Genomic DNA, 19,638 nt, shown 5'->3' on the forward strand with positions numbered 1-19,638 from the left:
GCCGCTGTGCCCAGCCGTCGCGGTCGCGCCTAACTCCGACCGGGAGCGTCAACAGACAAAGCTTGCCTCCCGATACCTCGGGCGGGCAACGTCATGACGATGACCCCGGCTACCACGCATGCGAGGCCGATCCATGCCGTTGGCGATAGCGCCTCGCCAAGAAACATGACGCCGATGCCGACGCCGATCGGCACGCGCAGATAGGCCTGCGCCATCGTTCCGACCGAGCCGAGCGTCTGAAGCAGCCGGAAATAGATCACAAAGGCCAGCGCCGTGGAAAAGACGGAAAGTGCAAGCAAGGCGCGCACCGAGGCAGCGCTGGGCGCGAGGGTCCAGGGTCGATCGAAAGCCAGGCTGATCGGGATGAGGATGGCCGCCCCGCAGACCAGTGAGCCGGCGGCGGGTATCATGGGATCGAGACCCTTGAAGTTTTTGCCAAAGATCGCGGCGCCCGCATAGCAGATCGTGGCCGCGACAATGGCCAGTTGCGCCCACATCTCTCGTCCAAGGCCGCCCAGCGCCTCGGTCCCGACGATCAGGCATGTCCCCAGCAGCCCGGCAGCGATGCCGAACAGCTTGCGATTTGTGACCGTCTCATGCCGCGTGATCAGCAGCGTCAGCAGAAACGTGAAGATCGGCGAGGTTGAACTGAGGATCGTCGCAAGGCCTGCACCGGTCGTCTGCTCGGCCCATGCGATCAGGGTGAATGGCATGACGCTGTTGAGGCAGGCCTGGACCAGAAATCGCCCCCAGACCCGTCGACCGGTGGGCAGCCTCAGCCCGCGCAAGCGAAGAATGACGACGAGGATGCCGCCGGCGATCAGGGTTCTGGCGGCGATAAATGTCACCGGCGGAATGGTTCCGACGCCGATCTTGATGAAGGTATAGGACGCGCCCCAGAGCGTCGACAGCAGCAGGAGCAACGCCAGCTCGGTTGGGAGATTTGCCTTGGAATGCATGTTGGTCCCATTTCGTGACGTGGCTCTCGCTTTGTGACTAGCCGCAAATGGAACACGGATGTTTCGGTCGCGGCCGAACTGTCGAAGGCTGACGGCGCGGCATTTGTTTGCTAGGCTTGCCGCATGTCCAATTTCGCTTCGGGAAACACGATTGCCGAGGTCGCGAGCCTGATAGGCGATGCGGCGCGCGCCAACATCCTGTCCGCCCTGATGAGCGGGCAGGCGTTGACGGCGGGCGAGTTGGCGCGCCACGCCGGTGTCACCGCGCAGACCACCAGCGGCCACCTTGGGAAGCTCACCGAGGCTAAGCTTATCGCGGTCGAAAAGCAGGGGCGGCATCGCTACTATCGGCTTGCAACGCCGCAGGTGGCTCAGGCCATTCATGCTTTGATGGCGGTCGCAGCGAGTGGACCGACGCGCTATCACCCGATCGGTCCCAGGGATCAAGCACTACGGCTGGCCCGGACCTGCTACGACCATATGGCTGGGCGGCTGGCGTTGACGATTGCCGACAGCCTCGTGCGCGAAGGCCATGTCGTCCTGTCGGATGGGGCAGGGATGGTCACCGACGAGGGGCGCCGCTTTTTCGCGGACCTCGGGATAGACACCAAGTCGCTTCGCGCTCGCCGGCCCTTGTGCCAGACCTGCCTCGACTGGAGCGAGCGCCGGCCCCATATCGCCGGGCAGCTTGGTGCGGCGCTCCTAAGCAGTGTGTTGGCCCGAGGATGGGTTACTCGGTCAGCTGAGAGCCGCGCCCTCAAGCTGTCGCGGGCGGGCGAAAGCGGTCTTGCGACGGCTTTTCAACTGCCGGCGGATTGGCGCAATGAAGGCCCTTTTACGAGGGACGTTCTGGAGCCTGAGGTCCGGGGCGGCCCGTCAACCGATGTTCTCGCAGCGCGCCAGCCTGCCGGGTAACGCCGGGGCTCTACGTCTTGAACAGGGCCTTAGCGGGGACCGCTGCCCCGGCGATCGGGTCTTCGCCGTCCGCTCCAGTTCTGCCGGGCAAAGCTCGGATATTGCTCTTGTCAGCCCCGCCCGCATTCAAATGCAGCCGTCTATCTGACCTTCACTTCGCATCGTGAAAGATGATCCCGACCGTGTGCCGCTTTCCGCTGCGCAGGCGGCTGACTCCGTGGCGCAGGTTCACGCGGTAGGTGCCGCGGGTCCCCTGCACTGGCCGGTTGTGGACGGCGAACGCTACGGCGTCGCCCTGCATCAGCGGCACGACCTCGGCGCGGCTCTGCATGCGCGGGCGCTGTTCGGTCAGGACGAATTCGCCGCCTGTAAAGTCGCGACCCGGCTCTGACAGCAGGAAAGCCACCTGCAGCGGAAAGGCCAGATCGCCGTAGAGATCCTGATGCAGGCAGTTGAAGTCGCCCTCGACGTATTGCAGCAGCAGCGGTGTCGGACGCGTCTGGCCGGCCTCGTGGCACTGGCGCAGGAAATCCGCATGGGCGTCGGGATAGCGCTCATCGATGCCCATGCGCGCATTCCAGTTGTTGGCGACGACCGCCAGCCGCGGCCACAGCGCCGTGCGCAGCCCGCCCAGCAAGTCGGGCAGCGGGTACTTGAAATAGCGGTACTCGCCCTTGCCAAAGCCATGCCGCGCCATGTGGATATGGCTGCGGAAATGCGCCTCCTCGGGGTAGAGGGCCGCCAGATCCCGGCATTCCTGCGGGGTCAAGACACCCTTGAGGGTGGCGCAGCCGAAGCGGTCCAGGTCCTCGGCAAAGGCGTCCCAATCATATCGGGACAAGCGCTCCTCGGCGGACTTTACCGCTGGTCCTGCGGGGGTGAAATCGCTGGGCGCGTTCATGCCGCGGCCTCTTTGTCCAGCAGGGCACGTTTGCGTTCGACCCCCCAGCGATAGCCGGAAAGCGCGCCGTCGCTGCGCACCACGCGGTGGCAGGGAATCGCGACCGCGATCTGGTTGGCGGCGCAGGCCTGCGCCACGGCGCGGACCGATTTCGGCGCGCCGATCCCTCGGGCGATGTCTGCATAACTGGCCGTCTGGCCGGCTGGAATGTCCCGCAGCGCCTGCCACACCCGTTGCTGGAAGGCGGTCCCCCGGATGTCCAGCGGAAGGTCCAGTCCAGTTCCCGGCGCCTCGACAAAGCCCACGATCTGGGCGACGCGCGATTCGAACGCGGCATCGCCGCCGATCAGATCGGCGTGGGGAAAGCGGTCCTGGAGGCCGCGAACCAATGCCTCGGGGTCGTCCCCAAGCGCAATCGCGCAGATCCCCTTGTCAGTTTCGGCGACGAGGATCGGGCCGAGCACGCTCTCGCCCACGGCAAAGCGGATATGGCTGTCCTTGCCGCCTTGGCGAAAGGCCGTGGGTGTCATCCCCAGGACGTCGCGGGAGGCCTCATAGAACCGGCTGTTCGCGTTGTAGCCGGCCTCATAGATCGCTTCGGTCACGGTATTCTCCATGTCTTGCAGTCCGGCGCGCAGCTTGCGGGCGCGATGCGCCGCAGCCCAGGCGCGCGGCGTCAGGCCGGTGAGGGCCTTGAACTGGCGGTGGAAATAATGGCTGCTGAAACCGACCCTTGCGGCGAGCCTGTCCAGCTTTGGCATCTCGTCCGACGCCTCGATGATCCGGCAGGCCTCGGCGATGATCGCGGCGTTGGCCTCGGTTGCAGATTGTCCCTTTGGGTTGCAACGCAGGCAGGGGCGATAGCCCGCCCCCTCGGCCGCAGCCGGCCCGTCGTAGAAGTTGACATTGGCCGGTTTGGCCCGACGCGACGGGCAGGAGGGGCGGCAGTAGACACCGGTCGTTCGCACGGCAAAAACGAAGCTGCCGTCTGCGGTCGCGTCGCGGTCGACGACGCGTTGCCAGCGGGGGTCTTGCTCGGTCTGGGTAGGTTCCATGGCTGTCCCTCCGTATGTCGGGTGTCTTGCCTGGATATAGGCGAAGCTTGGACCCGGTCACTCCGGAGCTTGCTTTCAAATCCGACGCGAGCGAGCAGTTCTGTCGTTGGCCCCGCGGGGCCATAAGCGTCCCACCGACCGGAATCGGCTGAACAGGGTCCCTCTTCTCGCCAGAAACCCGACGTCAGGCGGGAAGGTGCCCCAGACAGATATGACAGGCGGGCACCAAGGGCGGCGGCAGCTGGATCGCGGCAACCGTTGCCTCGTCATGAAAGCCGGCGATCAGCGCGGCGCCGAGGCCCGTCGCCGTCGCCGCCAGCAGGGCATTTTGCGCGGCGGCGCCCGCCTCGATCCATCCATAGCGCAGGCCCCGCTCGCCATAGGGTGGCTGGTCTGCGAAATGGGTCGCGGCGGCCATCATGTCGACGCAGACCGTCAGGATGGCGGCGGCGTTCGCCAGCCACGGCTGTGGGCCGATCGCCGCCGCCTCGAGTGCGGGGCCATGATCGCCGGTCGCAAGCTTTTGCCACGGATCGGCGCAAGGATCGTAAATCCCGGTCTCGACCCCCGCGACGGCGCGCACAGCGAGGCGCAGGCGGAGGGGGTAAAGCGCATGGGCCGACGGCGCCGTGCGTCCCCCTTCCTGCCCGGTCGCGCCTTGCGCGGCCCAGATGACTTGGCGCACTACTTCGGCGGTGAGCGGCGCGTCCGAATACTCGCGAACGGTGCGCCTCAAGCGCAGGGCATCGAACAGGTCCATGTCGGTTTGCCTCGCGTCGTTAGAGCGGGACACCTTACCCGCAGCACCACCGAAAGCGATCATTTGTCTCGCCGCAGACGCCGGAACCTAGGGGTTTCCGCTTTCGTCGAACTGCACGCTCACGCGTAGCCCCGGTTTATTGTCAGCCAACTCCAGCTGGCCGCCGTGCAGCTTGGCGATGGCATCGACCAGCGACAGGCCAAGCCCGCTGCCGGGGGTCGAGCGGCTGCGGTCGAGGCGGTAAAGGCGGCGCAGCACAGCCTGGCGCTCGGTCTCCGGGATGCCGGGGCCGCGGTCGGCAACGGTAACCGTCGCTCCTTCAACGCTCAGCGCGACGGGGCAGGGTGCACTGTGTCGCAATGCGTTTTCGAGCAGGTTGGTCACGAGTTGCCCCAGAAGGGTGCGGTCGCCGCGGATTGTCGCGGGGCGATCCAGCGACAGTGTCAGGCTATGGCCGCTTTCCTCGGCCGCCGGCTCGAAAAGCTCGGCCATCGTCGCGACCAGCGGGCCGAGCGCGACCGGGGCGAAGCGGGCGCGGGGGCTGCCGCCCTCGATCTGGGCGATACGGAGCAGCGCCTCGAAGGTGGCGACGATGCCCTGCATCTCGTCCGCCGCGCGGTCCAGCGACTCGAGGTCCGGAGCCTCGGCCCGTGCGCGGTCCAACAATACCGATAGCCGCTGGATCGGTGTTTTCAGATCGTGGGCGATGTCGGCCGAAACCTGGCGCAGGGCGGCGCTCGACGCCTCTTGCGCGGCCGCCAGTCTGTCGATGCCGGCGCCGACCCGGCTGAGATCGTCGGCCGGGCCGGGCATCGGCGGCAGGCGCGCAGCCAGATCGCCCGCCGTCAGCCGCGCCAGGGTGGCCTCGATGGCGGTCGAGCGGTTGGCCGCCCTTCGCGCGATCAGCAGGCCGCCGGCCAGCACGATCAGCGCGGTCGGCAGCATGGCAAAGGCCAGCACCCGCGAGAAGATCTCGCGCAACTCGTCAAAGGCATCGGCTCCCTGGCCCACAGTTAGCGTCCCGCCGGGCACCGGCTCGCTCAGCAGGACATAGGCGCCGTCGACGTCGCGCACCTCATCCTCCAGCACTGCCTGGCGGATCCGGCCGTCGGGCAGGGGGCCCTGGTAATTACCGACCGCACCCTGCGCTCCGTCATACCGAACGATCAGGTGGTCGGGATCGGCGGTTGCCGCTACGCCCCGGACCGCGGCTGCAATGCCCTCGGGCTGACCCGAGGCAGTCAACTCGCCAATCTCCTGCTCCAGCGTGGTTTCGATCGCAGCGAGCAGGGTCTTGTTGGTCAGCCACCAGGCCGCGGCAAAGGCCAGCAGGCTGACCAGCACGAACAGCGCGACCAGCCGCATCGTCAGGCGCATTGGCGTGGTGCGCCAGACTGCGCCCCAATGGCTCACGGGTCGATCCGATAGCCGGCACCGCGCACCGTCTGGATGATCTCGGTCGCGAATGGCTTGTCCACCTTGGCCCGCAATCGCGAGATGTGGCTTTCCACGACATTGGTCTGCGGGTCGAAGTTGAGGTCCCAGACCGCCTCAAGCAGCATGGTACGGGTCTGCACCCGGCCCTTGCGGCGCATCAGGCATTCGAGCAGCGCAAACTCGCGCGGTAGCAGGTCGATCCCCTCGCCTGCCCGCGTCACCCTGCGGCGGATCAGGTCCATGCGCAGATCGCCTGCGGTCAGGATGGCCTCGGTCTCCTGCATCTGCGGGCGGCGGGCGAGCGCATTGATCCGGGCCGAAAGCTCGCCAAAGGCGAAGGGCTTGACCAGGTAATCGTCGCCACCGGCGTTCAGCCCCTCGATCCGGTCATCGACGCCGCCGAGCGCGGTCAGAAAGATCGCGGGCGTCAGATTCTTTGCCGCTCTCAAGGTCCGCACCAGCGACAGCCCGTCCAGGTCGGGCAACATCCGGTCCACTACCAGAACGTCGAAATCATTGGTCTGCGCGGTGATCAACCCCTCGCGACCGTTTTGGCTTAGATCAACTGCATGCCCTTCCTGGCGCAGTCCCTGCACGAGGTAATCGGCGGTGGTGCGATCATCCTCGATAACCAGAATGCGCATCGCTGTCCTTCCAGTTGGGCCGGCCCTGAACGGGCCGGCAGTCATTTGCGCGTCACGTTCAGCCTTCAGCGTCGTTTTCGCCACCCTCGTCGTCGCCCTGACCTTCCACCACCGGCGTCAGCTTGTGGTCAGCGGGGTTCATGAGGAAGTCGTGGATGGTTCCGTCGGCTTTGACAATCTCGACCGCGATGCCGAGGTTCTTGCCGTCCTCACGCTCATAGTCGATCGACATGACCTTGCCGTCGCCAGCGGTCTCTGCCGCGGTTGCCAGATCGGACAGGGGCGCCCCCAGGAGTTCGGGCGTGACTGCCTCGGTCTTGTCCTTGTCGCCCGTATCCTGGTCCTTGACGACTTGCCCGGTCGCGGCGTCGACTTTGACCTCCGCGCTACCAGCAGCGGTGAGAGTCATGACGTCCCACGATCCGGTGCCGTCGTGGTCGTCGAACTCTGCCTCGACTGCCTTGCCGCCGGTTGCACCTTCGGCAGATGCGATTGCGGCGTGGACGTCTTGCGTGGCCTTCTGGAACAGCGCGACCTCGGCCGGATCATTCTTGCCGCCAGCCCAGGCCGCGCCGACTCCGAGGGCGGCGGCCGACACCATGGTTCCGGTGAGAAGCGTGATGATGCTGCGTTTCATTCCTGTGTCTCCTCAGTGGGCGGCCGGCGTTCTGCCTGCCGCTGAGGGAAAGATGAGATGCGTGACTGACGCGCAAATCGCGGGAGCATTATCTGTGCGTAACCTCAGATATCGCCGGCGGGCCCGGCTCTAAAAGTGCGCGATGGGCGGTCGCCGGTGCGTTCGGTGGACCGGGCGCCGGCCGTCCGTGAACTCCGTAGCCCAGTCAACTTCGACCATCCTGCGCCCTGAAGGCCGCCGTAACCGATGGATCGGCCACAAAAATTTCACCTTTCATTACAGAAATACAATCTTCGCCCGAACTGCCCGTCACATCGGACATCCATTCTGCGGCTTGGCGGCATCCTGCTGCGGATGAGGTTCATCATGTCGAATATGCGGGCAACCAGGCCCTTCGCGCGCACCCTTTTCAACAAGGTGCCCGAGGTGACGGCCATCTTCTGGGCCATCAAGATCATGGCGACGACCCTCGGCGAGACCGGGGCCGATTACCTGATCTTCAAGATGAAGCTCGGCCTGCCGGTGACCTCGGCGCTGATGTTGGGCGTGCTGGCCCTCGTTCTTGCCCTGCAGTTCAGGACCGACCGCTACCGCCCCTGGGTCTACTGGCCGGCGGTCACGATGATCTCGATCGTCGGTACGCTGATTACCGACAGCCTTGTCGACACCTATGGCGTGCCGCTGACGGTCACGACCGCCGCCTTTGCGGCGGCGCTGATCGCCACCTTCGCGATCTGGTATCTGCGCGAGCGCACCCTGTCGATACATGCCATCGACACCCCCGCCCGCGAAGGGTTCTACTGGCTGGCGATCCTGTTCACCTTCGCGCTGGGCACGGCGGCGGGCGATCTGATGGCCGAGCGTCTGGGCCTCGGCTACCTGCCCTCGGCGCGGATCTTTGGCGCAGGCATCGCGGCAGTCTTCGCGGCATGGCGCATCGGTGCGATCGGTCCGGTGCTGGCCTTCTGGATCGCTTATGTGCTGACCCGGCCCCTGGGCGCGAGCTTCGGCGACTTCCTGGCCCAGCCGGTCGCGAATGGCGGCCTCGGCCTTGGCACGGTGCTGACCAGCGAGACGTTCTTGGTCGCCATCCTCGGGCTGGTCGCCTATCTGGCGATCAGCCGCATCGACCTTGAACAATCCCGCCGGGCCTGAGCGCATGGGCCCGGACATTCTCGCCCGCCGGCTCATCGCCGGCTCGATCATCGGACTGCTGATTGCCGTGGCCTTTTTCGCGGCAATGCCGCAGGCCGATCTGGCGGTCAGCAACCTCTTCGGCACCGTCAAGGGCTTTCCGGTCGCGCATCAGCCATTATGGGTCGCGATGCGCAACGGCTTCATCCTGACGACCGACGGCACGATGATCGCGCTGCTCCTGATACTGGTTCATAACTTGGTGCGCCCCGCCCGGGCGCGGCTGGAAAATCGCGCGATCAGCTTTGCCTTGCTGTCCTACGCCCTCGGGCCTGGGTTGGTCGCCAATGGCATCTTCAAGTCGTTCTGGGGCCGGGCGCGCCCGCGCAACATCCTGGAGTTTGGCGGACAGCACCTCTATTCCTCGCCGCTGCTGCCGTCCGACCAGTGCAGCGTGAATTGCAGCTTTGTTTCGGGCGAGGGCAGCGCGGTGACCGCACTCGCGCTGGTCGCCCTGTTGCTGGCCTGGCCGCGGCTTGGACGAGACCAGCGGATCTGGGCGGTGGTGGCCGCCCTCCTTTATGCGGGCTGCGGCTCGATCCTGCGGGTCGTCTTTGGCGGCCACTTCCTCAGCGATGTCATCTTTGCCGCGCTGATGATGGGGATCGTCGTGCCCACCACCTACATCGTCGTGTTCAGCCGCGAGACGGATCGCAGTGCCTTCCGGTTTGGCAGACGGGTAAAGGCAGACGCCCGGCTGGCTCGGCCGGAAACGGCCGCCTAGCTGGACAGATCGGCCAAGCCTGCCCTGACCGACGGCCGGATGCGCGTCGTTCGCAGCGTCCGGCGCATCAGCATTGGGGTCAGCAGGCGCCCGATGAGTCCCTGCGGGATCGGCGCCACCAATGCGCGAGAGGCGAGCGTGCTGCGGCGGACCTGTCCGGCCAGATCGCGCGCCAGCTTTCGCTGGTAATCCTCTGCGCTGCGCCCGGCCTCAAACCATTCTACGGCGTGTCGGGCGCTGTGCAGGGCGAGGGACATTCCTTCGCCGGTAAAGGACGGAATTACCGCCGCCTGATCGCCAAGCCGCCACACGCCCTCGCTGTGCCGCTGGACAAGGCCGTAGGGAATGGCGGCGATTGCCAGGGGCCGGGGCAGGCAGGGTGCCGCCCCGCTCAGCCGGGCGGCGAGGCTGGGGCAGGTCTCGCGCAGATGGGTGACAAGCGCCTCCCATTTGCCACCCAGCGCAGCGAAGGCCGCCTTGTGCACCACGAGGCACAGGTTGGCGCGGCCCCCCTCGACCATTTGCAGGCCGGCGTAGCCGGAGGGAAAGAGGTGCAGTTCCACCGTACTGCCCAGCGAGCAGGGCCCGGCCAGGCGCCAGTAAATCTTGAAGCCCAACAGGTCCGGTTGCGGCCCGGACGGCCGCCGCCAGCCGCGAAGGTCATGCTTGCCGGTTGCGAGGAAAACCGCCTGCGCCTTGATTGTTTCGCCTGTATCGGTTGTGACCGACCAGCCGCCCCCCGACCGCTCCAGCGTGGTCGCGCGAACGCCCCGCCGGACCTGCGCACCTGCTGCGATGGCCCGGGCCAGCACCGCCTCGTCAAGAACGCGGCGCGACAGGCTGAGGCCGGTGAAATCGAGCGGCGTTGCAGTCTCGGCCTGCTTGTAGGCTAGCGCGACCCGATTGATCGGCACCGCGCCCAGCGCCTGCAGATCGACGCCTAAATCACGCAACTCGTCCTGCGCCTCGAAGCTGAGGAACTCGCCGCAGACCTTGTCGTGCGGCCCACGCTCACGCTCCAGAAGCAGCACCTCGCATCCGGCGCGGGCCAGGTGGGTCGCGGCGGCAGCGCCGGCAAGGCCGCCGCCGATGACCAGCACCGAAGGCATCAACCCGCCTTGATGCGGCTGAGGCAGAGGCGGAACGGAAACCACCGCTGGATGCGGACCTCGCCGGACGGAATCCCCGCCGCGTGGATCAGCCGCCGCCAGTCTTCGGGTACAAAGGCGCGGGCAATCGACACCGGTCCGTCGTGCCGAACGAAGGGATGCATGCGCAGGGCGGCCGCCAGCGGCCCGAATGCGGCATGGGACAGGCGGTGGCGGTGCAGGTCGTTGATAAACCAACCAACGGAGGCCCGATCCTCCATCCAGCGAAGGAAGCGTGTTACTAGAGCATCGTCCAGATGGTGGGTGAAAAGCGAGCTCACCACGACATCTGCCCGGCCCGCGTAGTCGAACACGTCCCCCGTTTCCCAGCGGATCGTGTCGCTGCCCGGCACCTCGCAGGCCGCGCGGGCGGACCACGGACTGAGGTCCAGCCCCGTCAGGCGGACCGGAACGCCGCGCCGCGCCGCCCAGCGGTCCACCGCGCGCAGCAGATCGCCGTAGCCGCTGCCCACGTCCAGCACTGCGAGCGGCCGGTCCGCTGGGAGGCGCCCCCCGTGCCTCAGCGTATCGAGCAAGGCCAGCGTCGGCCGGTGCCCGAGCGACAACACATTCACCCGGGCCAAGTCCTGCAGGCAGCCGCGCAGGGTTTCGTAATCGACGTCCTCCCCATCCATCAACTCAGGTTCGTTCGACCGGCGGGACAGATCACGTGCCATGACAGTCCTCAGGCTGCAGTGAAGAGCATCGTCTCGGCTGTGAGGCCCGGTCCAAAGGCCATGGCGCAGCCACGCTCACCGGGCCTAGCGCGCTTCATTATGCGGTCCAGCACGAAAAGGATGGTTGCGGAGGACATGTTGCCGAACCGGCGCAGCACCTCGCGCGAGTCTGCAAGGGCTGAAGCGTCCAGTGCAAGCGCGGTCTGGACCGCATCCAGCACCGAGCGGCCGCCGGGATGGACTGCCCAAAGATCGATCTCATCAATGGCCGCATTGTCGAGGATCCGGCCGCGGTCCAGCCGCAGGGCCGTGCCGACCGAGGCGGGCACCTGCCCGGACAGGAACATGTCAAAGCCCTGATCGCCAACCGTCCAGGTGATCTGCTCGCCCGCCTCCGGCAGCAGGGCCGCGTGAAAGCTGTCAAGATTGAGGCCGGACGGATCGGCCGAGATCAGGGCCGCCGCGCAGCCGTCGCCGAACACCAGAAAGCTCAGTACCTGCTCGAGGTTGTTCGTCTGCTGCAGGTGCAAGGTGCAAAGTTCGACACAGACCACCAGAACCCGCGAGGCGGGCTCCGAACGGACGATATGCCGCGCCAGCTTGAGGGCGTTGATTGCGGCATAGCAGCCCATGAAGCCCACTACGGTGCGTTCGACGGACGGATTAAGGCCGCAGCGCTCGACCAGTTCCAGATCGAGGCCGGGGGCCGACAGGCCGGTGCAGGAGACCGCGATGACATGGGTCACATCGCGCGCACCTGCGCCCAGTTCCAGTCCGGCAACGGCCTTTTCAGCCAGGTCAGGGGCGAACCGCTCGAACAGGCGCATGCGGGTGGCGGTGGAAGGAAACGCGCCGCGCCGGTAGATTCCCTCGGAATCGACCGCATCGGGCTGATCGCTGCCAGCGGGGGTCAGGACTGACCAGCGATGCTCGATCTGGCTGCGCTGGACCAGCCGCTGAAACACCGGAACGGTCCTTTCGTCCAGCTGGCCCATGGCAAAGTCGATGAAGGTCTTGTGCACATCGTTCGGCGGCACGACCGTGGACACGCGATTAAGGAAAACACCCATTAGCCTCTTTCCATCTGCAGGAAGTTGGTCGCCACGCGAGAACCCCTGTCATCCGAGGCTAACCGTCCCCAACGCGCAGGCGGTGCTTTTGGCCCCATCCCGTTCGCATCACGCCTTGCTGAGGAGGTTTGCCCCTGAAGCTGCTGTCCGGGGGACCTTCGTTTCTGGGCAGGATCGTCCCTGTCACTGCGCAGCGTCCCTGTCCCGTTTGTCCACCGGAGCAGTCCGACGCTTGAGCCAAAACCCATAACAATCCACCGGATTGTCTTGCATCTGCCGACAGAGTGGGTAGCACCGGTGCATGAACCCCTGGTTGCCCGATGCCGCCGCGCTGAGCCGGCCCGCCTATCTCTCGCTTGCCGAGCAGTTTGCCCAGGCAATCCAGCGAGGCGCCTTAGCGACCGGGGAACGGTTGTTGCCGCAGCGCCAGCTTGCCGATCTGCTCGGGCTGTCGCTGCAGACCGTATCGCGCGCCTATGAAGAGCTTGGGCGGCGCGGGCTTGTCGCGGGGCAGGTGGGACGCGGAAGCTTTGTCCTGCCGGCCGGGGCCGAGCCGCGGGCGCCTTATCTGGCGCAGCGTAGCCGCGAGGCGGTGGACTTGTCGATCCTCAAGCCCGTCACCGACCAGATGCACCTGGACAAGATGCGCGAGGGGCTCGGCTGGCTGGCCGATAACCTGCCGCCGCCCGCTGCCCTGTCGTTCCGCGTGAACTCGGTCCTGCCGGCGCACCACCAGGTCGCCGCCAACTGGCTGGCGCGCGGCGGGATCGACGTGCCGCCCGAACGGATCGTCATCACCGACGGCGCGACACCGGCGATCACCACTGCGATCATGACAGCGGTCCCGCCAGGCGGCACGCTCGCCGCTCCAAGCCTGACCCACCACCTGCTGTTCCCGCTGGTCCGCTACCTGGGCCTGCACCTCGAATCGCTGCCGCTGGACGACGAGGGCATCTCGCCCGCCGGGCTGGACAAGCTGGCGCGGCGTGGAAACCTTCACGCCGTCTATCTGCAGCCGGCAGGGATCAACCCGCGCGCGATTGTTGCCGGGGCCGATCATCGGGCCGAAATCGTCGCGATCTGTCGCCGCCACGATCTGACGATTATCGAGAATGACATGCTCAACTCGATCATCGTCGACCGGCCGCCGCCCTATGCGGCGCTGGCGCCCGAGCGAGTTTTGCATATCAACGGCTTTACCAAGACTACACTGCCCGGCCTGCGCGTGGCCTATCTGGTAGTGCCCGAGCGGCTGGCGACCGCCGCCTCGAACCGGCATCTGGTCACCAACTGGATCGCGACTCCGGTGATGGTCGAGTTGCTCAGCCACTGGATCCTGGATGGCACGATCTCGGGGCTGATCGACTGGCAGTGCAAGGCGCTGGCGGTCCGGCACCGGCTGGCGGCGGAGCTGATGTCCGGCCTCTCGGTCCGAACACATCCGCAGGCCCTGCATCTGTGGGTCGAGCTGCCGCCCAACCTTGCCGAGGACGAGTTCGTGACCCAGGCGCATAAGCGCGGGGTCGCCATCGCGTCCGGCCGCTCGTTCCGGCCATGCGACCGCCCCGGCGGCGGCGCGGTGCGGATCGCGCTGGGGGCGGCGGGCATCGACGACCTGCGTCGCGGCCTGCTGCTCGTGCGAGGAATGTTGAACCAGACAGCCGAGCCAATGCTGCCTTTGATCTGAGTAATCGTCTAAATTGTCATGATACGATCATAATGATTGACATGACAATCTGGCAGGCCAATCCTGCGCTCAACAGCACGGTGAGCACGGCCTTGGATCAACCGATCATTCGCGTCCGCGATGCACAAAAATCATTCGGCACCCTGCGTGTCATCGACGGCCTGTCCTTCGATGTCCGCAAGGGCGAGAAGCTGGCGCTGATCGGCCCATCCGGATCGGGCAAGACCACCATCCTGCGGATGCTGATGACGCTGGAGGCTTTGTCGGGCGGTCGCATCGAAGTCTGCGGCGAGCCGCTGTTCCACATGCAAAAGAACGGCGCCGAAGTGGCCGCGGACGAGGCGCATCTGCACAAGATGCGCCGCCACATCGGCATGGTCTTTCAGCATTTCAATCTGTTCCCGCACAAGTCGGTGCTGGACAACATTACGCTGGCGCCGATCCTGACCACGGGCGAGAAACGCCCCGCAGCCGAGGCGCGGGCGCGCGAGTTGCTGGAGATGGTGGGCCTTGCCGACAAGGCCGACGCGATGCCCAGTCAGCTGTCTGGCGGCCAGAAGCAGCGCGTCGCCATCGCCCGCGCCCTGGCCCTGCGTCCAGAGATCATGCTGTTCGACGAAGTGACCTCGGCGCTGGATCCCGAACTGGTCGAGGAGGTGCTGGAGGTGATGAAGCGCCTCGCCTCCGAGACCGACATGACCATGTTGCTCGTGACCCATGAAATGGGCTTTGCGCGTGAGTTCGCGGATCGCGTGCTGTTCTTTGATCGCGGTCGGATCTGCGAGGAAGGGCCCCCCGACGAGATCTTTTCCAATCCGGTGCAGGACCGGACCCGGACCTTCCTGCGCAAGATCATCGCCGCGGGCCACCGCGTGTGAGCGACACCGAACAACAAGACCAAACAACAAGACCAACAGCGGAGAAGACCATGAAAACCTGTGTGCTGGCCGCAATGATCCTCGCCGCGCCGGCGATGGCCTGGGCCGATAAACTCGACGATCTGAAATCTGCGGGCAAGGTGACCATCGCCATCGGCAACGAGCCGCCCTTCACCGCGATCGATTCTGCCGGCAAGGTTTCGGGCGCCGCGCCCGATGTCGCCCGCGCGGTGTTTGAAAAGCTGGGCGTGCCCACGCTCGAGGCGCAAGTGATCGAATACGGCGCGATGATCCCCAGCTTGCAGGCGCGCCGCGTTGACGCCATCGCGGCGGGCCTGTTCATGAAGCCCGAGCGTTGTGCCGCGGTGCTCTACTCCGAGCCGGTGCTTTGCGATGCGGAGGCCCTGCTGGTGCCCAAGGGCAATCCCAAGGCCTTCCAGTCCTATGCCGATTTCGCGACCAACGCGACCGCCCGCCTCGGGGCGCCAGGCGGCGGCACCGAGGAAAAGCTGGCCCTCGACGCGGGCGTGCCGCGCGACCGGCTGGTTGTCGTGCCCGATCCGCAATCCGGCCTGAAGATGCTGCAGGACGGGCGGATCGACGCCTATTCGCTGCCCGTCCTGTCGCTGAACGACCTGCTGGCCAAGTCCAAGGACGCCAACCTCGAGGTGTTTGCCCCGGTCAAAGGCGCGCCGGTCTATTGCGACGGCGTTGCTTTCCGGCAGGGCGAGGAGACGCTGCGTGACGCGTTCGACGTCGAACTGGCGGCCCTCAAGAAGTCCGGCGAATTCGCCAAGATCATCGAGCCCTATGGCTTCTCGGCCGATGCGGCGCTGTCGACCAACCGCGAGGCGCTCTGCGCGCAGCAGTGACCAAGGCGCCGCGGGACCGATCCCGCGGCCGCATTTCCTGAGTGAAACACGCAAGCGCGGGGCCTTATGGGCGACTGGGCCGGATATCTGACGCTCATCCTGCAGGGCGCATGGGTCACCGTGCAGTTGACGGTGATGGGCTGCGCGCTCGCGCTGGTGGTCGCATTCGTCGCCGGCATGGGCCGCATTGCGCCTTGGGCGCCGGTGCGCTGGCTGGCTACCGCCTATATCGAGTTCTTTCGCGGCACCTCGATCTTCGTCCAGCTGTTCTGGATCTATTTCGTCCTGCCGTTGACCGGCCTCGCGCTGAGCCCGATGCAGGCCGGGGTTCTCGCCCTCGGCCTCAACGTCGGCGCCTACGGGGCGGAGGTGGTGCGCGGCGCGATCCTCGCGGTGCCCAAGGACCAGTACGAGGCGACGGTGGCGCTGAACCTGACCGGCTGGCAGCGGATGCGGCATGTGATCCTGCCGCAGGCGCTGCCCTTGATGCTGCCGACCTTTGGCAACAATGCGATCGAACTGCTCAAGGGCACGGCGATCGTCTCGCTGATCTCGCTGTCGGACATGACGTTCCAGGCGCAGGTCGTACGCTCGCAGACCGGCAACACGATGGTCCCGTTCCTGACAATCCTCGTCCTCTACTTTGTCCTGTCGCTCGTGATCTCGCGCCTGATGCGCTGGGTCGAGCGTCGGGCGACCCGCGGCCTGGACGGGGTGCGCTGATGGGTTGGGATTGGGCTTTCGCCTGGCAGATCCTGCCGGTCCTGCTGCAGGGCCTGAAGGTCACGATCATCGCCACCATCCTCGGCGCGGGCGTCGCCGTGGTGCTGGGCCTGGTCTTTGCCATCCTGCGCCGGTCGTCCAACCGGATCGTGGCGCGGGTGACCGGTTTTATCGTCGAGTTCATTCGCGGCACGCCGCTGCTGGTCCAGCTCTACTTCATCTTCTACGTGCTGCCCGACATCGGCATCCGGCTGCCCGCGCTGGCCGCGGGCGTTATCGGCATGGGCCTGCACTATGCGACCTACTTCGCCGAGGTCTATCGCGGCGGCATCGAATCCGTCGCCCGCGGCCAGTGGGAGGCCGCGCGCGCCACGAACCTGACCATGCGCCAGACATGGGTGCATGTGATCATCCCGCAGGCCGTGCCGCCGATGATCCCGGCGATGGCGAACTACCTGCTGGCGATGTTCAAGGAAACGCCGCTGCTGTCGGCCATCACCGTGCTGGAAATGATGAACCAGGCGAAATCGGTGGCGAACACCCATTTCCGCTATGTCGAGCCGATGACCATGGTTGGCGCGCTGTTCCTGATCGTCAGCGTGATCTCCGTCATCGGGCTGCGCTGGCTGGAGCGCCGGTATGGGAGGCGCTCATGACCCCGCGCCTGTCCCCCTTGCCGGTCGTCCTCGACCGCGATCCGACGCCGCATCGGATCGGGCTGATCGCACTGTCGACCGACATGACGACGGAACTCGATTACGCCCGTGTGCTGGTGCCGCGCGGCATTGCGGTTCATGTCACCCGCATTCCCTTTGCCAATCCCGTGACGCCGCAGACGCTGGCCGCAATGGCGCCGGATATCGGCGCCGCAGCAGGTCTGATCCTGCCCGGCGAGGCGCTGGATGCGGTCGTCTATTCCTGCACCTCGGCCTCCGTTGTCATCGGCGACGAACGCGTGCGCGCGGCGATCGAGGGTGGCCGGCCGGGCGTCACCGCGATCACGCCGATCTCGGCAGGGTTCGCGGCGCTGCGCGCGCTCGGCGCGCGGCGGATCAGCCTGCTGACGCCTTACCTGCCCGAGACGACCGCGCCGATGGCGGCGCTGTTCGCCGAAGCCTTCGATCTCGCCGGCGTCAGCTGCATGGGCCAGACCGATGATCGCGCCATGGCCCGGATCAACGGCGTCACGCTGGCGGTGCAGGCACGGGCTGCCGTCGAGGCCGGATCGGACGCGCTGTTCATCGCTTGCACCGCGTTGCGGGCGGTCGAAAGCATCGCCGAGATCGAGGCGGCGGCGGGCGTTCCAGTCGTTTCGGCCAACCTCGCCACCGCATGGGCGGTGCTGCGTGCTTGCGGCGATACCGGCGCCGCTGCGCCCGGCGCACTGATGGCGACGCCATGAGCCTGCCGGTCGATCTTGCGGATATCCGCGCCGCGCATGACCGCATCGCCGGCCGGGTGCGCCGAACGCCGCTGCTGCGCGACGAGGTGCTGTCCGCGCGGCTGGGCGTGACCGTGCTGATGAAGGCCGAGCATCTGCAGGACACCGGCTCGTTCAAGCTGCGCGGGGCGAGCAACGCGGTCCTCTCGCTGTCGGCCGACCAACTGGCGCGGGGCATCGTCACCGCCTCGACCGGCAACCACGGCCGGGCCTTGGCCCATGCCGCGCGCCTGTCCGGGGCGCGGGCCGTGGTGTGCCTGTCGCGGCTGGTCCCGGCCAACAAGCTGGCTGCGATCCGCGATCTGGGGGCAGAGCTGCGCATCATCGGCGCCAGCCAGGACGAGGCGATGGCCGAGGTCGCCCGCGCGGTAGCCGGCGAGGGAATGGCCCCGGTCGCGCCCTTTGACGACCCGGCCATCGTGGCGGGGCAGGGGACGCTTGGCATCGAGATCGCCGAGGACGCGCCGGAAGCTGAAATCGTGCTGGTTCCGCTGTCGGGCGGCGGCCTTGCCGCCGGCGTCGCCCTCGCCGTCAAGGCGCTGCTGACTCGGGCGCGCGTCATCGGCATCACGATGGAAAGTGGCGCGGCGATGCACGCCAGCCTTTCCGCCGGCAGCCCGACGCTGGTGGCCGAGCAGCCCAGCCTGGCGGATTCGCTCGGCGGCGGCATCGGCCTCGACAACCGCGTTACCTTTCAGATTTGCCAGGCGCTGCTGGACGACACGGTGCTGGTCAGCGAGGCGGAAATCGCCGCCGCGCTCCGCCACCTGCATGCCATCGGCCACATTATCGAGGGCGCTGCCGCCGTCGGCCACGCTGCGCTGCTGGCGGGCAAGGTCCGCCCGCGCGGCCCCGTCGTCACCATCCTCTCGGGCAGGAATATCGACCCGTCCCTGCACGCCCGCGTCATCGCCGGCGCAAACGGGGTTGCGGCATGAGACCGCCGATCATCATCTTGACCGAGGCCGAACTGCGCGCGCTGGTGCCGCTGGACCTCGCCGCGATCGACAGCATGGAGGGTGCCTTTCGCGCGCTGGCGACCCAAGCTGTCGTCATGCCGCCCGTCATGCGCCTCGACATGCCGCTGGGCGAGGTTGACGTGAAAACCGCCTATCTGCCGGGCTTGCCGCATTTCGCGATCAAGATCAGCCCAGGCTTTTTCGCTAATCCGGCGCGGGGCCTGCCGTCCACGAACGGCATGATGGTCGTGCTGTCGGCCGAGACCGGGCTGGTCGAGGCGTTGCTGCTGGACAACGGCTACCTGACCGACCTGCGCACCGCCGCCGCGGGCGCAGTGGCCGCCCGACACCTCGCACGCGCGGATGCCGCGAGCGCCGCGATCCTTGGCGCCGGGATGCAGGCGCGCATGCAACTGCGGGCGCTGTCGCTGGTGCGGCCTATCCGGGCGGCGCGCGTCTGGGCACGCGACGGCGCGAAGGCGCAGGCCTTTGCGGCCGAGATGGCGCAGGCGCTCGATTTTCCCATCGCGGCGGCGGCGAGCGTCGAGGCGGCGGTCGAAGGGGCGGACGTGATCGTCACGACCACCCCCGCCAGCGAGCCGATCCTGCACCATGCGGCCGCCGGGGCGCATGTCACTGCCATGGGCTCGGACGCGCCGCACAAGAACGAACTCGCCCCCGCGCTGCTGGCGGGGGGCACCTATGTCGCCGACCGCCTCGCCCAGACACGCATTCAGGGCGAGTTGCACCACGCCATTGCCGCCGGGCTGGCCGCCCCCGACGCGATATTTCCGGAACTGGGGCAGGTCATTGCCGGACTCGCGCCCGGCCGCACCGATCCCGCCGCCATCACCGTGACCGACCTGACCGGCACCGGCATCCAGGACACCGCAATCGCCGCCTTTGCCCTGACGCGCGCCCGCGCGGCCGGGGCGGGCCAGACCTTCACCGCCTGAG

At 66.9% G+C, this 19,638-nt stretch carries 21 protein-coding genes; 11 read left to right on the forward strand and 10 right to left on the reverse strand.

All coding sequences use genetic code 11. The features are described 5' to 3' along the window. Positions 1-29: 29 nt before the first annotated feature. A complete protein-coding gene (locus DRW48_RS07010; protein WP_114075783.1) occupies positions 30-959 on the reverse strand; it encodes a DMT family transporter in 930 nt (309 codons plus the stop codon). Positions 960-1,169: 210 nt separating this feature from the next. Between DRW48_RS07010 and DRW48_RS07015 the strand changes: the two genes are divergently transcribed. Then, entirely contained in the window at positions 1,170-1,874 is a 705-nt protein-coding gene (locus tag DRW48_RS07015; RefSeq protein WP_241963406.1) for an ArsR/SmtB family transcription factor, read from the forward strand. A gap of 151 nt (positions 1,875-2,025) precedes the next feature. Here DRW48_RS07015 and DRW48_RS07020 read toward each other — a convergent pair whose 3' ends face one another. From DRW48_RS07020 to DRW48_RS07045, 6 genes are all read right to left on the reverse strand, one after another. Continuing rightward, positions 2,026-2,775, reverse strand: coding sequence for a 2OG-Fe(II) oxygenase (locus DRW48_RS07020; protein WP_114075785.1), 750 nt, complete (start codon positions 2,773-2,775; stop codon positions 2,026-2,028). Continuing rightward, positions 2,772-3,830, reverse strand: coding sequence for a bifunctional DNA-binding transcriptional regulator/O6-methylguanine-DNA methyltransferase Ada (ada, locus tag DRW48_RS07025; RefSeq protein ID WP_114075786.1), 1,059 nt, complete (start codon positions 3,828-3,830; stop codon positions 2,772-2,774). Before ada ends, DRW48_RS07020 begins: the two co-directional genes overlap by 4 nt. Positions 3,831-4,014: 184 nt before the next feature. After that, positions 4,015-4,590: a nitroreductase family protein gene (locus DRW48_RS07030; RefSeq protein WP_162784696.1), complete on the reverse strand. Its 576-nt coding sequence runs from the start codon at positions 4,588-4,590 to the stop codon at positions 4,015-4,017. A gap of 87 nt (positions 4,591-4,677) precedes the next feature. Next, a complete protein-coding gene (locus tag DRW48_RS07035; RefSeq protein WP_162784697.1) occupies positions 4,678-6,003 on the reverse strand; it encodes a sensor histidine kinase in 1,326 nt (441 codons plus the stop codon). Next, positions 6,000-6,671 (reverse strand): winged helix-turn-helix domain-containing protein, encoded by a 672-nt coding sequence (locus DRW48_RS07040; RefSeq protein WP_114075789.1) that lies wholly within the window; start codon positions 6,669-6,671, stop codon positions 6,000-6,002. The genes DRW48_RS07035 and DRW48_RS07040 overlap by 4 nt, the downstream gene beginning before the upstream one ends. A gap of 58 nt (positions 6,672-6,729) precedes the next feature. Continuing rightward, positions 6,730-7,308 (reverse strand): PepSY domain-containing protein, encoded by a 579-nt coding sequence (locus DRW48_RS07045; RefSeq protein WP_114075790.1) that lies wholly within the window; start codon positions 7,306-7,308, stop codon positions 6,730-6,732. Positions 7,309-7,674: 366 nt separating this feature from the next. On the opposite strand from DRW48_RS07045, the gene DRW48_RS07050 reads away from it, so the two are divergent. Together DRW48_RS07050 and DRW48_RS07055 are read left to right on the forward strand one after the other, a co-directional pair. Further along, entirely contained in the window at positions 7,675-8,463 is a 789-nt protein-coding gene (locus DRW48_RS07050; RefSeq protein ID WP_199286176.1) for a COG4705 family protein, read from the forward strand. A gap of 4 nt (positions 8,464-8,467) precedes the next feature. After that, positions 8,468-9,226: a phosphatase PAP2 family protein gene (locus tag DRW48_RS07055; RefSeq protein ID WP_114075792.1), complete on the forward strand. Its 759-nt coding sequence runs from the start codon at positions 8,468-8,470 to the stop codon at positions 9,224-9,226. Here the strand turns inward: DRW48_RS07055 and DRW48_RS07060 are convergent. Genes DRW48_RS07060 through DRW48_RS07070 form a run of 3 tightly spaced genes read right to left on the reverse strand, consistent with a single transcriptional unit; the run spans position 9,223 to position 12,121 of the window. Further along, positions 9,223-10,335, reverse strand: a complete 1,113-nt coding sequence (locus tag DRW48_RS07060; protein WP_114075793.1) for an NAD(P)/FAD-dependent oxidoreductase — start codon at positions 10,333-10,335, stop codon at positions 9,223-9,225. The two genes, DRW48_RS07055 and DRW48_RS07060, sit on opposite strands and share 4 nt — an antisense overlap. Next, positions 10,335-11,051 carry a methyltransferase domain-containing protein gene (locus DRW48_RS07065; RefSeq protein WP_114075794.1) on the reverse strand — a complete coding sequence of 239 codons (717 nt, stop codon included), beginning with the start codon at positions 11,049-11,051 and terminating at the stop codon, positions 10,335-10,337. The genes DRW48_RS07060 and DRW48_RS07065 overlap by 1 nt, the downstream gene beginning before the upstream one ends. An 8-nt stretch (positions 11,052-11,059) precedes the next feature. Continuing rightward, entirely contained in the window at positions 11,060-12,121 is a 1,062-nt protein-coding gene (locus tag DRW48_RS07070; RefSeq protein WP_114075795.1) for a type III polyketide synthase, read from the reverse strand. Between the two features lie 301 nt (positions 12,122-12,422). On the opposite strand from DRW48_RS07070, the gene ehuR reads away from it, so the two are divergent. From ehuR to DRW48_RS07110, 8 genes are all read left to right on the forward strand, one after another. Next, on the forward strand, positions 12,423-13,808 hold the full coding sequence (gene ehuR / locus DRW48_RS07075) for a MocR-like ectoine utilization transcription factor EhuR (protein WP_114075796.1): 1,386 nt from the start codon (positions 12,423-12,425) through the stop codon (positions 13,806-13,808). 92 nt (positions 13,809-13,900) lie between these two features. Then, a complete protein-coding gene (gene ehuA, locus DRW48_RS07080; protein WP_114077424.1) occupies positions 13,901-14,686 on the forward strand; it encodes an ectoine/hydroxyectoine ABC transporter ATP-binding protein EhuA in 786 nt (261 codons plus the stop codon). A 50-nt stretch (positions 14,687-14,736) separates the two neighbouring features. Next, a complete protein-coding gene (ehuB, locus tag DRW48_RS07085; RefSeq protein WP_114075797.1) occupies positions 14,737-15,558 on the forward strand; it encodes an ectoine/hydroxyectoine ABC transporter substrate-binding protein EhuB in 822 nt (273 codons plus the stop codon). Between the two features lie 66 nt (positions 15,559-15,624). Next, entirely contained in the window at positions 15,625-16,281 is a 657-nt protein-coding gene (gene ehuC / locus DRW48_RS07090) for an ectoine/hydroxyectoine ABC transporter permease subunit EhuC (RefSeq protein ID WP_114075798.1), read from the forward strand. After that, complete coding sequence (ehuD, locus tag DRW48_RS07095; protein WP_114075799.1) at positions 16,281-16,937, forward strand: ectoine/hydroxyectoine ABC transporter permease subunit EhuD; 657 nt, start codon at positions 16,281-16,283, stop codon at positions 16,935-16,937. Before ehuC ends, ehuD begins: the two co-directional genes overlap by 1 nt. Continuing rightward, positions 16,934-17,683 carry an aspartate racemase/maleate isomerase family protein gene (locus tag DRW48_RS07100; protein ID WP_114075800.1) on the forward strand — a complete coding sequence of 250 codons (750 nt, stop codon included), beginning with the start codon at positions 16,934-16,936 and terminating at the stop codon, positions 17,681-17,683. Before ehuD ends, DRW48_RS07100 begins: the two co-directional genes overlap by 4 nt. Then, positions 17,680-18,660, forward strand: a complete 981-nt coding sequence (eutB, locus tag DRW48_RS07105; RefSeq protein WP_199286177.1) for a hydroxyectoine utilization dehydratase EutB — start codon at positions 17,680-17,682, stop codon at positions 18,658-18,660. Before DRW48_RS07100 ends, eutB begins: the two co-directional genes overlap by 4 nt. Further along, the gene (locus DRW48_RS07110; protein ID WP_114075801.1) at positions 18,657-19,637 is read left to right on the forward strand and encodes a cyclodeaminase; all 981 of its coding nucleotides are present in this window, start codon (positions 18,657-18,659) and stop codon (positions 19,635-19,637) included. The genes eutB and DRW48_RS07110 overlap by 4 nt, the downstream gene beginning before the upstream one ends. Position 19,638 lies beyond the last annotated feature (1 nt).

Source organism: Paracoccus suum (assembly GCF_003324675.1).
In the GTDB taxonomy this organism is placed as follows: domain Bacteria; phylum Pseudomonadota; class Alphaproteobacteria; order Rhodobacterales; family Rhodobacteraceae; genus Paracoccus; species Paracoccus suum.

What these genes read in the sequence shown, in the direction of transcription:
- DRW48_RS07010 (WP_114075783.1), bottom strand. Translation starts at nt 959, where the DNA reads ATGCATTCCAAGGCAAATCTCCCAACCGAGCTGGCGTTGCTCCTGCTG.
- DRW48_RS07015 (WP_241963406.1), top strand. Translation starts at nt 1,170, where the DNA reads ATGAGCGGGCAGGCGTTGACGGCGGGCGAGTTGGCGCGCCACGCCGGT.
- DRW48_RS07020 (WP_114075785.1), bottom strand. Translation starts at nt 2,775, where the DNA reads ATGAACGCGCCCAGCGATTTCACCCCCGCAGGACCAGCGGTAAAGTCC.
- ada (WP_114075786.1), bottom strand. Translation starts at nt 3,830, where the DNA reads ATGGAACCTACCCAGACCGAGCAAGACCCCCGCTGGCAACGCGTCGTC.
- DRW48_RS07030 (WP_162784696.1), bottom strand. Translation starts at nt 4,590, where the DNA reads ATGGACCTGTTCGATGCCCTGCGCTTGAGGCGCACCGTTCGCGAGTAT.
- DRW48_RS07040 (WP_114075789.1), bottom strand. Translation starts at nt 6,671, where the DNA reads ATGCGCATTCTGGTTATCGAGGATGATCGCACCACCGCCGATTACCTC.
- DRW48_RS07045 (WP_114075790.1), bottom strand. Translation starts at nt 7,308, where the DNA reads ATGAAACGCAGCATCATCACGCTTCTCACCGGAACCATGGTGTCGGCC.
- DRW48_RS07050 (WP_199286176.1), top strand. Translation starts at nt 7,675, where the DNA reads ATGTCGAATATGCGGGCAACCAGGCCCTTCGCGCGCACCCTTTTCAAC.
- DRW48_RS07055 (WP_114075792.1), top strand. Translation starts at nt 8,468, where the DNA reads ATGGGCCCGGACATTCTCGCCCGCCGGCTCATCGCCGGCTCGATCATC.
- DRW48_RS07060 (WP_114075793.1), bottom strand. Translation starts at nt 10,335, where the DNA reads ATGCCTTCGGTGCTGGTCATCGGCGGCGGCCTTGCCGGCGCTGCCGCC.
- DRW48_RS07065 (WP_114075794.1), bottom strand. Translation starts at nt 11,051, where the DNA reads ATGGCACGTGATCTGTCCCGCCGGTCGAACGAACCTGAGTTGATGGAT.
- DRW48_RS07070 (WP_114075795.1), bottom strand. Translation starts at nt 12,121, where the DNA reads ATGGGTGTTTTCCTTAATCGCGTGTCCACGGTCGTGCCGCCGAACGAT.
- ehuR (WP_114075796.1), top strand. Translation starts at nt 12,423, where the DNA reads ATGAACCCCTGGTTGCCCGATGCCGCCGCGCTGAGCCGGCCCGCCTAT.
- ehuB (WP_114075797.1), top strand. Translation starts at nt 14,737, where the DNA reads ATGAAAACCTGTGTGCTGGCCGCAATGATCCTCGCCGCGCCGGCGATG.
- ehuC (WP_114075798.1), top strand. Translation starts at nt 15,625, where the DNA reads ATGGGCGACTGGGCCGGATATCTGACGCTCATCCTGCAGGGCGCATGG.
- ehuD (WP_114075799.1), top strand. Translation starts at nt 16,281, where the DNA reads ATGGGTTGGGATTGGGCTTTCGCCTGGCAGATCCTGCCGGTCCTGCTG.
- DRW48_RS07100 (WP_114075800.1), top strand. Translation starts at nt 16,934, where the DNA reads ATGACCCCGCGCCTGTCCCCCTTGCCGGTCGTCCTCGACCGCGATCCG.
- eutB (WP_199286177.1), top strand. Translation starts at nt 17,680, where the DNA reads ATGAGCCTGCCGGTCGATCTTGCGGATATCCGCGCCGCGCATGACCGC.
- DRW48_RS07110 (WP_114075801.1), top strand. Translation starts at nt 18,657, where the DNA reads ATGAGACCGCCGATCATCATCTTGACCGAGGCCGAACTGCGCGCGCTG.